7 protein-coding genes are annotated in these 12,356 nt (G+C 70.0%); all 7 read right to left on the bottom strand.

Annotated features, from left to right (window positions below):
* Positions 1 to 52 precede the first annotated feature (52 nt).
* From ACAV_RS03095 to ACAV_RS03065, 7 genes are read right to left on the bottom strand one after another with little or no spacing between them, the layout of a single operon-like run.
* Positions 53 to 3,733 carry a ribonucleotide reductase barrel domain-containing protein gene (locus ACAV_RS03095; RefSeq protein ID WP_013593117.1) on the bottom strand — a complete coding sequence of 1,227 codons (3,681 nt, stop codon included), beginning with the start codon at positions 3,731 to 3,733 and terminating at the stop codon, positions 53 to 55.
* Between the two features lie 36 nt (positions 3,734 to 3,769).
* Complete coding sequence (locus ACAV_RS03090) at positions 3,770 to 4,483, bottom strand: carbonic anhydrase (protein ID WP_013593116.1); 714 nt, start codon at positions 4,481 to 4,483, stop codon at positions 3,770 to 3,772.
* Between the two features lie 13 nt (positions 4,484 to 4,496).
* Positions 4,497 to 5,408: a peptidylprolyl isomerase gene (locus ACAV_RS03085; RefSeq protein WP_013593115.1), complete on the bottom strand. Its 912-nt coding sequence runs from the start codon at positions 5,406 to 5,408 to the stop codon at positions 4,497 to 4,499.
* Between the two features lie 23 nt (positions 5,409 to 5,431).
* Positions 5,432 to 6,214, bottom strand: a complete 783-nt coding sequence (gene narI, locus ACAV_RS03080) for a respiratory nitrate reductase subunit gamma (protein WP_013593114.1) — start codon at positions 6,212 to 6,214, stop codon at positions 5,432 to 5,434.
* Positions 6,211 to 6,990 (bottom strand): nitrate reductase molybdenum cofactor assembly chaperone, encoded by a 780-nt coding sequence (narJ, locus tag ACAV_RS03075; RefSeq protein ID WP_013593113.1) that lies wholly within the window; start codon positions 6,988 to 6,990, stop codon positions 6,211 to 6,213. The genes narI and narJ overlap by 4 nt, the downstream gene beginning before the upstream one ends.
* Before the next feature lies 1 nt (position 6,991).
* Positions 6,992 to 8,515, bottom strand: a complete 1,524-nt coding sequence (gene narH / locus ACAV_RS03070; protein WP_013593112.1) for a nitrate reductase subunit beta — start codon at positions 8,513 to 8,515, stop codon at positions 6,992 to 6,994.
* Positions 8,512 to 12,339 carry a nitrate reductase subunit alpha gene (locus tag ACAV_RS03065; RefSeq protein WP_013593111.1) on the bottom strand — a complete coding sequence of 1,276 codons (3,828 nt, stop codon included), beginning with the start codon at positions 12,337 to 12,339 and terminating at the stop codon, positions 8,512 to 8,514. The genes narH and ACAV_RS03065 overlap by 4 nt, the downstream gene beginning before the upstream one ends.
* Between the last annotated feature and the right edge of the window lie 17 nt (positions 12,340 to 12,356).

The raw sequence follows: 12,356 nt of genomic DNA, 5'->3' as shown, positions 1-12,356 counted from the left end.
GGCGGCCGCGATGCGAAGCCGGGGATGCTGCAGCGAAACCGCCTGTCCCGGCCTATCCGCAACTGCCCAGGTGCCCGCACTGCGTGCAGTAATCGCATCCGTCCTTGCGGATGACGGCATGCGCGCCGCACTCGGGGCATTTGCGGCCGGCCATCGCGGGCGGCAGGCCGGTGGGCGCGGCAGGAGCGTCGAGCGGCAACTCCTGCTGGCGCATGGGCCCGGCGGGTGCGGCGGCGCGCTGGGCCAGGATGTTCTGGATGGCGTAGGCGATGGCGGCCACTTCGGAGTCGTGCCAGAGCGGCACGCGGGCGCCATCGGCCCGGGTGTGGGTGCCCAGGCGCACCGGGCCGCGGTCCCAGGCGACCTTGCGCATGTCGCTGAGCGCGCGCTCCAGGAAGCCGCCGCGCGCAGCCAGCGAGAGCAGGCGCATGCTGGAAGTGATCCACTGCTGCGACTCGCCGCTCTGCCCCACGGGCATGAAGAACTCTATCGCGCGGTCCAGCGTGCCGCCGTGGCCATCGGGCACGGGGAGGAAGGAGACGAGCAGGTAGAGCGTCTTGCGGCCCTCCTGCGTCCAGTACTCCACCTTCTCGGCCACGGCCGAGAGCGCGCCCTTGGGGCGGCTTTCGATCACGGCGCGCATCGGGTCCACGGGCGCGGCGGGAGGCATGGCAGACGCCTGGACAGCCGGCCCCTCCGCAGACTCCGATGCGTCGTGCGCAGCGGCTGCGGTGGCGGCGCCAGTCTCCGGCGCAGCGGCCGGTGCTTCCAGCACGGCCCCGAGGATGGCATTCGGCCGGTAAGTGGCCAGGCCCTTGAGCCGCGCGCGCCAGGCATGCAGGTAGAGGTTCTTGAAATCCTCGTAGGGGTAGTCCACCGGCACGTTCACGGTCTTGGAGATGGCCGTGTCGATGAAGGGCTGCACGGCCTCCATCATCGCGATGTGTCCGGCCGCGGGCATCTGCAGCGCGCTCACGAAGTAGTCGGGCAGCGCGTCCACGTCGCCGCCCAGCGCGCGGTAGAGCCGCCAGGCGTGGTCTTCCACCGCGTATTCGCTGGTGCTGCCGTCGGCCTCGCGCTTGCGGCGCGTGTACGTCCACGAGAACGGCGGCTCGATGCCATTGGAGGCGTTGTCGGCGAAGGCGAGGCTCACGGTGCCCGTGGGCGCGATCGAGAGCAGATGGCTGTTACGGATGCCGTGGGTGCGGATGGCCTCCTGCAGCGCGGCGGGCAGGCGGCTCGCGAAGGTGCCGGGCGAGAGATAACCCGCAGCGTCGAACTTCGGAAACACGCCTTTTTCCTTCGCCAGCTCCACCGAGGCGGCATAGGCGGCGTCGCGCATGCATTCGGCGATGCGCATGGCCATGGCGCGGCCCGCGTCGGTGTCGTAGCGCAGGCGCAGCATGGCGAGCGTATTGCCCAGGCCCGTGAAGCCCACGCCGATGCGCCGCTTGGCCGCGGACTCGGCGCGCTGCTGCGGCAGCGGCCAGAAGGTGACGTCCAGCACGTTGTCGAGCGCGCGCACCTGCGTGGCGACGCTGGCCGCGAACGCCTCGAAATCGAAGGCCGGCTCGCCGGCGAAGCCGAACGGGTGGCGCACGAAGCGCGGCAGGATGATGGGGCCGAGGTCGCAGCAGCCGTAGGAGGGCAGCGGCTGTTCGCCGCAGTTGTGCACATAGAGGCCGTTGGCGTCGAAGGCATGGCAGTCGGCCACGGTGACGTCGTAGACGTCCTCGTGCCCGTCCGGCAGCACGTCCTGCACGGTGGCGGTGAACGGTTCACGGTTCAACGCACGCCGGTAACTGGAGAGCACCGTTGCCAACCGCCCGGCCTTGTCCGCGTCTTCGAAGCCGATGCGTTCGGCGAAAACGCGCAGGTTGTCCCCGCTCACGACGAGATCGTGCTGCGCCCGTGTGGCGCAGGGCTGCCGCCCGCCGCGCCCGTCGGGCAGCAGGCGCAACCCGGCCGTGCGCCGGTCCGGGTACAGGGTGGAGGCGATGCCCAGGCGCAGCAGCATGCGCTGCGCACACTGCAGCAATTCGAGGTCGCTCTGCGCGAGACGCACGCTCACGCCCTTCTCCTGGCGTCCCTGCACCGAGCCATCGGTATCGAAGAGGCCGCGCAGCAGGCCCACCGAGAACGCGGACGATGCGCGCTCCATGGCGGGGGTAATGGCTTTCGCGCCGGGATGCATACCCATGCGCAACGCCAGCGCGCGCACGGCGCCACTGGCCATGCGCCGCTCGGTGCACGCCCCGCCGCTGCGTGCGACCGCACGCTGGAAGCCCCGGAAGTCAGCGCGGTGCGGCAGCGTCGCTGCGGCGGCCTCGGCGGCCCTCACGATGCCGTGCGCGCCGCTGGAGGGCGCGGGCGCGCCATTGGCGACGAGCAGTGCATCGCCCTCTTCCTCTTGCGCGAGCCAGACGGAGATCACCGCCTTGTCGGCCTTTAGGGTACCGTCGCCGATCAGCAGGCCCAGCAGGTAGCCCTCGGCCTCGGTGCCCTCGCCCTTCCAGCCCGGCAGGGTGCGGTGGTCGTTCAGCACGATTTCGTCGCCGGGCTGCAGCGCGCCCGCGGCGATCCACTCCACTTCGCGCACGTAGCGGGTCTGCTTCGCCACGCGCCGCACCGGGTGGTCTTCCGTCAGCCGCAGCGCGTAGCCCTGGCGGGTGCGCAGCCGCAGCACGGGCTTGTGGCCCGTGGCAAAGAAGCCGGCGCTCAGCGTGGGGAAGGCGCGCCCGTCCACGACGGCATTGAACGGCCTGCCGACGAGGTCGGCCACCTGCGCGGGGCCGGTGTCCGTCATCACCCAGGTGTCCGCCGTCACGCAGGGATTCGTGGCCGCGATGCTTTCGCAGTAGGCCAGGTTGTTGTCGGTATTGACGCGGTCGAGGAACAGGATGCCCGGCTCGGCGAAGTCGTAGGCCGAGCGCATGATCGTGTCCCACAGCTCCCGAGCGGGCAGCGTGCGGTAGACCCATTGGCCATCGGCGCGCTGGCGGGCGCCCTCTTCGCGCAGCGCGGCGCCGGGCCGCGCGGGGTGCACCAGTTCCCACGGCGCATCGTCCAGCACGGCCTGCACGAAGGCATCCGGCACGCCGACGGAGACGTTGAAGTTGTTCCAGCGGCCCGGCGTGCGCTTGGCGGTGATGAAGTCCAGCACGTCCGGGTGGTCGATGCGCAGCACGCCCATCTGCGCGCCGCGGCGTGCGCCAGCGCTTTCCACGGTGGCGCAGGATTGGTCGAACACGTTGATGTAGCTGCAGGGCCCCGAGGCCATCGAGGCCGTGCCCTTCACCTCGGCGCCGCGCGGGCGGATGCGCGAGAAGTCGTAGCCTACGCCGCCGCCGCGCCGCATGGTCTCTGCAGCTTCGCGCAGCGCTTCGTAGATACCGGGGTATCCGCCCTCGTCCATGCCCTGGATGCAGTCACCCACGGGCTGCACGAAGCAATTGATGAGCGTGGCCTGGATGTCGGTGCCCGCCGCGCTCATGATGCGCCCTGCCCCGATCGCGCCGGCCCGCAGGTTGGCGAGGAAGCGCGCCTCGATCGCCTCGCGCACCTCCGGCGCCTCGACCGAGGCCAGGGCGCGGGCGACGCGCCGGTAGAGGGTCTCGGCATCGGCCTCGCCGGGCTTGAGGTACTTTTCGCGCAGCACGTCGAGGCTGATGGGCTGCTCGGGCAGGCGGGGCGCCGCATCGGGCGCGAGGGAGTCGATCGGATCGCGTTGCATGGGTCGCAGTTTCCTGAACACGGCCAAACCGTCTTTCTACTCCTGCGCCGTATCGCCGCACTGGGCTATGTCAACGTCGTCGCAAAGGATTTGTCCGTCGTGTTCGACGTAGGGCGCGTAGGGCCCGGTGCCGCTGTGGTCCGCGCTGGAAGCGGCCACGAAGCCGGCCTGTTCCAGGTCGAAGACATGCACCTCACCCTCCTCGATCACATAGTGCCAGCCGTGCAGCGTGAGCTCGCCCGCCTGCACGCGGCGCCGCACCATGGGGTAGTCCATGAGGCGCTCGAGCTGCAGCACCACGGCGCGTTGCTCGGTACGCCGCAGCGCCTCGGGCGTGGCCTGCACGGGCAGCACGGCTTCGCGGCCGAGTTCCAGCCAGCGCTGCAGGTTGAGGGCCTCGGCAGGTACTTCGCCGTAGAGCGCCTTCACCGCGCCGCAGTGGCTGTGTCCGCAGACGACGATGCGCCGCACCTGCAGGCTGAGCACCGCGAATTCGATGGCGGCGGCCGTGCCGTGGTGGCCGTGCGAGCCGTCGTAGGGCGGCACGAAGGCGCCCACGTTGCGCACCAGGAAGAGTTCGCCCGGCCCCGTGCCGGTGAGCAGGTGCGGCACCAGTCGCGAATCGGAGCAGCCGATGAAGAGCGTGGTGGGCCGCTGGCCCTGCGCCACCAGGTCCTGGAAGCGCTGGCGGTAGCGCGGGAACGCATCGTCGTGGAAGCGCCGCAGGCGCTGCAGCAGCTCGTCGGGCATGGCGTGGCGAACGCTATTGCACGAGCGGCGTGTCGGCGCCTTCCAGGTCCACGCCCTGCAGCGCGGCCTCTCCGGCGAGCACCTGCAGGTACTGCCGCAGCGCATTCACCCAGGCCTGCTGGCGCAGCGCGAGCGCGACGGCCTCGCGCACCTCGCCGTAGCCGCGCTGGCGGCCCGCGTCGCGCGCCACCACTTCCACCACGTGCAGGCCGAAGCGGCTGTGCACCAGGCGCGGCAGCACGCCCACCTCCTGCGCGCCGAACACTTCGCGCGCGAACTCCGGGGCACAGTCGCCGCGTGCCAGCCAGCCCAGGTCGCCGCCCTCCGCGCCCGTGGGGCAGTTGGATGATTCCCGGGCGGCGCGCGCGAAGGCCTCGCCGCCATCATCGGCGCAGCGCAACTGCAGCAGCGTGGCCTCGGCGCGTTCGCGCAGGCGCTGCACGTCCACGCCCGGCGTCACGGCATAGAGGATGTGCCGCAGGTGCACGCGCTCGCCGTCGCGGTAGCGCGCGGCGTGGGCCTCGTAGTGGCGGCGGCAGGACTCCTCCAACGGATCGGGCACGGCGATGGCCTGCTCCAGCAGCGCCTCGATGGCCTGGGTCGCGGCTTCGGAGGTGGTGCCGTCGTCGGCGGGGGCATCGCCCGCCGCCAGCAGGCCGGCGCGCTGGGCCGCCTGGCGCAGCAGCTCGGTGCAGGCGCGCTGGCGCAGCGTGTCGGCATCGGGCGCATCGTCGGCGCGGTGCAGTGCGATGCCGTTCACGGAAGCGATGGGGCCCGGGACGGCCGGTGCGGGCGAGCCGGGACCGTGCCCGAGCAGGTCCGCATCGAAGCCGGGAGCGGTGTCGGTGGCGGCATCCGCGTTCACACTGGAACCGGAGCCGCAGCAGCCGGTGGAGGCGGGAGAGTCTTGGCAGGTGCAGGACATGGTGTGCTCCGGTGCGAAGGCCACTAGCGCGTGGCGCGCGGGTTGTCGATGGCGCGGGCCACGTCGGGCGACGGCACGGCGCTGGGCTGGCCCGGCAGGTCGTGGCCGCGCGGCACGTTCATGCGGCGCGAGCGCACCACCTGCGGCGCGCGCAGCAGGTAGGCGACGGTGCCGAAGCCGCTCCACACGTGCACCAGCCGGCTGAACGGGAAGAGCAGGAAGATCGTCATGCCGAACACGATGTGGAACAGGTAGGGCCAGGGCAGCACCGCGAGCGCGGTGGCATCCACCGGCCGCAGCGTGACGATGCGCTGCGCCCAGTCGGCCAGGATCAGCATCACGCTGCCGTCGGTATGCTGCATCGAATACGGCAGCGTGACGAGCCCCACCACCAATTGCACCCACAGCACCACGAGCACCGCGATGTCGGTCGCGTGGCTGGTGTGGCGGATGCGCGGGTCGAACAGCCGCCGCCACAGCAGCATGCTGAGGCCGGCGAAGCACATCGCGCCCGCCACGCCGCCGGCCGACACGGCCATCATCTGCTTGGCCGACGCGCTCATGAAGAGGCCGTACACGCTGTGGGGCGTGAGCAGGCCCACCATGTGACCGAAGAACAGGAAGAGCACGCCGAAGTGGAACAGGTTGCTGCCCCAGCGCAGCAGGCCGGCGCGCAGCATCTGCGAGGAATCGCTCTTCCAGGAATACTGGTTCTGGTCGAAGCGGATCAGGCTGCCCACCACGAACACGGTGAAGCAGACATACGGGTACACCTGGAACAGGAAATCGTGCAGGGCGGCGGTCATGGGTTCGCTCCTCGGGATGCGCCGGAGGCTCCGGCGCGGACGATGTGGATGGGCTGGGGCTGGGAGGGCTGACCGGCGCGCGCCTGGCCGAGGTTCGCGCAGCCGTCGAAGGCCGCGGGCTCGGTCCAGCTCTCGTCGATGCCGGGCTCGGATGCGGCCTTCGCAGGCGCGGCGGGCACTTCGGGCACCGGCTGGCCCGCCAGCTCCAGCAGCGCGGCGAACACGGCCGCGTAGGCCTGCGCATAGGGCGCCGCCTGCGCGCTGCCGCGCTGCACGAGCGCGCCGTGGATGGCGGCCAGCAGATGCGCGATCTCGCCGAGGAAGGCCCGCGCCTCCCGCGGCGGCTGGGTGGAGACGAACTCCAGCACCGCCGGCAGGTAGTCGGGCAGCTCGTCCTCGCGCAGCAGCAGGCCGGCCCGGGCGTAGGTCTCGCCCAGGTCGATCATGGCGGGGCCGCGGTCGCGCGAGTCGCCGTGCACGTGCTCGAAGAGGTGCAGCGAAGTGGCGCGCCCGCGGTCGAACAACTCCACGTAGGCGGTTTCGGCATCGAGCGGGTCGCCCGCGCCGAGCAGTTCCAGCAGGCGGGCGATCTGCGCGCGGCGCGGTGCGGCCAGCGCGGCATCGGCATCGAGCAGCGCGGGCAGTTCGGCCAGGTGCGCGCGCAGTGCCGCGCCGGGGTAGTCGAGCAGCGCGCCCAGCACGCGCAGCGTGGCGCTGCCGGGATGGCGGCCGGCGATGGCCGCCTGGGCGGAGCGCAGGTCGGTGGTGGCGCCCATGTCAGACCTCCGCCTTGATCGGGATGGTGCGCTTCTTCTCGGCACCGAACAGGCTCACGTCGCTCACGCCGTCGGAGCAGCCGTTGCCGAAGCTGAAGCCGCAGCCGCCGCGCACGTTGAAGGCGTTCTCCGCATACTCGCGGTGCGTGGTGGGGATGACGAAGCGGTCTTCGTAGTTGGCGATGGCCATGGTCTGGTACATGTCCTCCACCTCTTCCTGCGTGAGGCCCACCTGCGCGAGCACATCGAGGTCGGTGCGCTGCTCCACGTGCTTCGCACGCTGGAAGGCGCGCATGGCGAGCATGCGTTCGAGCGCGCGCACCACCGGCGCGGTGTCGCCCGCCGTGAGCAGGTTGGCGAGGTACTGCACGGGAATGCGCAGCTGGCCCACGTCCGGGATCAGGCCGTTGGCGCCCACGTGCCCCGCGTTGGCCGCGGCGCTGATGGGCGAGAGCGGCGGCACGTACCAGACCATCGGCAGCGTGCGGTACTCGGGGTGCAGCGGCAGGGCCACCTTCCAGTCCACCGCCATCTTGTAGACGGGGCTGCGGCGGGCGGCTTCCATCCAGGCGTCGGGAATGCCGTCGATGCGGGCCTGCGCGATCACTTCCGGGTCGTTCGGGTCGAGGAAGATGTCGAGCTGCGCGCGGTACAGGTCGCGGTCGCGCTCCACGCTCGCGGCCTCGGCGATGCGGTCGGCGTCGTAGAGCAGCACGCCCAGGTAGCGGATGCGGCCCACGCAGGTCTCCGAACACACGGTGGGCTGGCCCGATTCGATGCGCGGATAGCAGAAGATGCACTTCTCGGCCTTGCCGCTTTTCCAGTTGTAGTAGATCTTCTTGTAGGGGCAGCCCGAGACGCACATGCGCCAGCCGCGGCACTTGTCCTGGTCGATGAGGACGATGCCATCCTCCTCGCGCTTGTAGATCGAGCCCGAGGGGCACGAGGCCACGCACGCCGGATTGAGGCAGTGCTCGCACAGGCGCGGCAGGTACATCATGAAAGTGTTCTCGAACTGCGCGTACATGTCCTTCTGCACGTCCTCGAAGTTCTTGTCGCGGCTGCGCTTGGAGAACTCTCCGCCCAAAATCTCTTCCCAGTTCGGGCCCCAGACGATCTTGTCCATCTGCTTGCCGGTGATCAGGCTGCGCGGGCGCGCGGTGGGCGCGGCCTTCATCTCGGGCGCGGACTGCAGGTGCGCGTAGTCGTAGGTGAAAGGCTCGTAGTAGTCGTCGATCTCCGGCAGGTTGGGGTTGGCGAAGATCTTCATCAGGAGCTTCCACTTCGCTCCCTGGCGCGGCGCGATGGAGCCGTCCGCACGCCGCACCCAGCCGCCGTTCCAGCGATCCTGGTTCTCCCAGTCCTTCGGGTAGCCGATGCCGGGCTTGGTCTCGACGTTGTTGAACCAGGCGTATTCCATGCCCGGGCGGCTGGTCCAGACGTTCTTGCAGGTGACGGAGCAGGTATGGCAGCCGATGCACTTGTCCAGGTTGAGCACCATGCCGATCTGTGCGCGGACTCTCATGCGGTTTCTCCTTGGTCCAGGGTGGGGCGGACGAGCGGGTCGGCGACGGGCGTGTCGAGCCAGTCCACGCGGTTCATCTTGCGCAGCACGATGAATTCGTCGCGGTTGGTGCCGATCGTTCCGTAGTAGTTGAAGCCGTAGCTCAGCTGCGCGTAGCCGCCGATCATGTGGGTGGGCTTGAGCACCACGCGCGTCACCGAGTTGTGGATGCCGCCGCGCGTGCCGGTCACCTCCGAGCCGGGGGTGTTCACGATCTTTTCCTGGGCGTGGTACATCATCACCATGCCCGGCTTCACGCGCTGGCTCACCACCGCGCGGGCGGTGAGCGCGCCGTTGGCGTTGAAGAGCTCGATCCAGTCGTTGTCCTCGATCTGCGCGCGCTTCGCGTCGTCCTCGCTGATCCACACGCAGGGCCCGCCGCGGCTCAGGGTGAGCATGAGCAGGTTGTCGGTGTAGGTCGAGTGGATGCCCCACTTCTGGTGCGGCGTGATGAAGTTCAGCGCAATCTCGGGGTTGCCGTTGGGCTGGCGGCCCTGCACCTCGGCCGTGGCCTTCAGGTCCACCGGCGGACGGTAGCTGCTGAAGCCTTCGCCGAAGGCCTGCATCCACGGATGGTCGATGTAGAACTGCTGGCGGCCCGTGAGCGTGCGCCATGGGATCAGCTCGTGCACGTTGGTGTAGCCGGCGTTGTAGCTGACGGTCTCGCTCTCGATGCCGCTCCAGGTGGGCGAGCTGATGATCTTGCGCGGCTGGGCCTGCACGTCGCGGAAGCGGATCTTCTCGTCCTCGCGGTGCAGCGCCAGGTGGGTGTGGTCGCGGCCCGTCTGCCGGCCGAGCGCGTCCCAGGCCTTCACGGCCACATGGCCGTTGGTCTCGGGCGCGAGCTGCAGGATCACCTCGCAGGCGTCGATGTCGGAATCTATGCGCGGCATGCCCTGCGTGGGGCCGTTGCCGGGCACGGTGCCGTTGAGCTCGCGCAACTGCTGCACCTCGGCCTTCGTGTCCCAGCCGATGCCCTTGCCGCCGTTGCCCACCTTCTCCATCAGGGGCCCGAGCGCGGTGAAGCGGCGGTAGAGGTTGGGGTAGTCGCGCTCCACCACGCTCATCTGCGGGCCGGTCTTGCCGGGGATCAGGTCGCATTCGCCGCGCGTCCAATCGGCCACGCCGAAGGGCTGGGCGAGCTCGCCGGGCGTGTCGTGCGCGATGGGGCTCAGCACCAGGTCGCGCTCCACGCCCAGGTGGCCGGGCGCGAGTTCGCTGAACGCGCGGGCGAAGCCCTTGTAGATGTCCCAGTCGCTGCGCGACTGCCAGGCCGGGTCCACCGCGGTGGAGAGCGGGTGGATGAACGGGTGCATGTCGCTGGTGTTGAGGTCGTTCTTCTCGTACCAGGTGGCGGTGGGCAGCACGATGTCCGAATAGAGGCAGGTGGTGCTCATGCGGAAGTCGAGCGTGACCAGCAGGTCCAGCTTGCCTTCCGGCGCCTGCGCATGCCATTCCACCTCGGAGGGCTTGGCGTCGCCCTCGCCCAGGTCCTTGCCCTGCACGCCGTTGCGCGTGCCCAGCAGGTGCTTGAGGAAGTATTCGTGCCCCTTGCCCGACGAGCCCAGGATGTTGGAGCGCCACACGAACATGTTGCGCGGCCAGTTGTCGGGATGGTCCGGGTCGGTGCAGCTCATCTTGAGCGCCCCGCTCTGCAGGCCCTGCACGGCGTAGGCCTTCGGGTCCAGGCCCGCGGCCTCGGCCTCGCGCACCACCTGCAGCGGGTTGGTCTGCAACTGCGGGGCGGAGGGCAGCCAGCCCATGCGCTCGGCGCGCACGTTGTAGTCGATCATGCTGCCGCCGAACTGCGCACGGTCGGCCAGGGGCGAGAGCACCTCTTCCACGCCGAGCTTTTCGTAGCGCCACTGGTCGGTGTGCGCATAGAAGAAGCTGGTGGAGTTCTGCTGGCGCGGCGGGCGCACCCAGTCGAGCGCGAAGGCCAGCGCCGTCCAGCCGGTCTGCGGCCGCAGCTTCTCCTGGCCCACGTAGTGCGCCCAGCCGCCGCCGCTCTGGCCGATGCAGCCGCACATCATCAGCATGTTGATGATGCCGCGGTAGTTCATGTCGCAGTGGTACCAGTGGTTCATCGCCGCGCCGATGATCACCATCGAGCGGCCGCGCGTGCGGTGCGCGTTCTCGGCGAACTGGCGCGCCACGGCGATCACCTGCGCGCGCGGCGTGCCGGTGATCTTCTCCTGCCAGGCGGGCGTGTAGGGCGTGTCGTCGTCGTAGCTGGCGGCGGCGTTCTCGCCGGGCAGGCCGCGCGCCACGCCGTACTGCGCCACCTGCAGGTCGAACACCGTGGCCACGAGCACTTCGCGCGCGGTGCCGTCGGCATCCACGGTGGCCAGGCGCCGCACGGGCACGGTGCGCGCGATCACGTCGGACTGCACGTTCGCCGGGAAATGCTCGCTTTCGATACCGCCGAAATACGGGAAGCCGACCTGCGCCGTCTCCCAGCCTTGCACTTCCTCCGCACCGGCTTCCATCAGCGACAGGCGCAGCCGCACCGCCTCACCCGTGCGCGCATCCTTGTCCTCCAGGTTCCACTGGCCCTGGTCGGCACGGCCGTCCGGGCCCCAGCGGAAGCCGATCGCGCCCTGCGGGCACACGACCTCGCCGCGCGCATCGAACGCCACAGTCTTCCACTCGGGATGGTTGTCCTGGCCCAGCCGGCCCGCGAAATCGCTGGCGCGCACGTAGCGGTCGGGCACGCGCACCACGCGGCCGTCGGGCAGCGCCTGCTCGCGCAGCGTCACCAGCATGGGCATGTCGGTGTAACGGCGGACGTACTCGTCGAAGTACGCGCTGCGCTCGCCCTGCTCGGGGAAGTAGAACTCCTTGAGGATCACGTGGCCCATGGCCATCGCCACCGCGGCATCGGTGCCCTGCTTGGGGTTCATCCAGAGATCGGCGAGCTTGGCGACCTCGGAATAGTCGGGCGTCACGGCCACCGTCTTCGTGCCCTTGTAGCGCACCTCGGTGAAGAAGTGGGCGTCCGGCGTGCGCGTCTGCGGCACGTTGGAGCCCCAGGCGATGATGTAGCCGGCGTTGTACCAGTCGGCCGATTCGGGCACGTCGGTCTGCTCGCCCCACACCTGCGGGCTGGAGGGCGGCAGGTCGCAGTACCAGTCGTAGAAGCTCATGCACACGCCGCCGATCAGGCTCAGGTAGCGCGAGCCGGCCGCGTAGCTCACCATCGACATCGCGGGAATCGGCGAAAAGCCGATGATGCGGTCCGGCCCGTGGCGGCGGATGGTGTGGATGTTGGCGGCCGCGACGATCTCGTTCACCTCGTCCCAGCTGGAGCGCGCGAAGCCGCCCAGGCCGCGCACGCGCTGCCAGCTGTGGCGCGTGGCCTCGTCGCCGACGATCGCGGCCCAGGCCTCCACCGCCCCCATCGTGGCCCGCGCCTCGCGCCAGGCCTTGAGCAGGCGCCCGCGCACCATGGGGTACTTCACGCGGTTGGCGCTGTAGAGGTACCAGCTGTAGCTCGCGCCGCGCGCGCAGCCGCGCGGCTCGTGGTTGGGCATGTCCCAGCGGGTGCGCGGGTAGTCGGTCTGCTGGGTTTCCCAGGTGACGATCCCGCCCTTGACGTAGATCTTCCACGAGCAGGAGCCCGTGCAGTTCACGCCGTGGGTGGAGCGCACGGTCTTGTCGTGCGCCCAGCGGTTGCGGTAGGCGTCTTCCCAGGTGCGGTCTTCGCCGTTGACCTGGCCATGGCCGCCCGCGAACGATTCGCGCGGCTGGCTGAAGTACGTGAGGCGGTCGAGAAAGTGACTCATCGTGGTTCCTTAGAAAG

Origin of the sequence: Paracidovorax avenae ATCC 19860 (assembly GCF_000176855.2) — a bacterium.
GTDB classification, from domain to species: Bacteria; Pseudomonadota; Gammaproteobacteria; order Burkholderiales; family Burkholderiaceae_C; genus Paracidovorax; species Paracidovorax avenae.
This window is presented reverse-complemented; position numbering and strand designations above follow the sequence as displayed.

Excerpts from the sequence above, each read along its gene's own strand:
- ACAV_RS03095 (WP_013593117.1), bottom strand. The coding sequence starts at position 3,733 with ATGCAACGCGATCCGATCGACTCCCTCGCGCCCGATGCGGCGCCCCGC.
- ACAV_RS03090 (WP_013593116.1), bottom strand. The coding sequence starts at position 4,483 with ATGCCCGACGAGCTGCTGCAGCGCCTGCGGCGCTTCCACGACGATGCG.
- ACAV_RS03085 (WP_013593115.1), bottom strand. The coding sequence starts at position 5,408 with ATGTCCTGCACCTGCCAAGACTCTCCCGCCTCCACCGGCTGCTGCGGC.
- narI (WP_013593114.1), bottom strand. The coding sequence starts at position 6,214 with ATGACCGCCGCCCTGCACGATTTCCTGTTCCAGGTGTACCCGTATGTC.
- narJ (WP_013593113.1), bottom strand. The coding sequence starts at position 6,990 with ATGGGCGCCACCACCGACCTGCGCTCCGCCCAGGCGGCCATCGCCGGC.
- narH (WP_013593112.1), bottom strand. The coding sequence starts at position 8,515 with ATGAGAGTCCGCGCACAGATCGGCATGGTGCTCAACCTGGACAAGTGC.
- ACAV_RS03065 (WP_013593111.1), bottom strand. The coding sequence starts at position 12,339 with ATGAGTCACTTTCTCGACCGCCTCACGTACTTCAGCCAGCCGCGCGAA.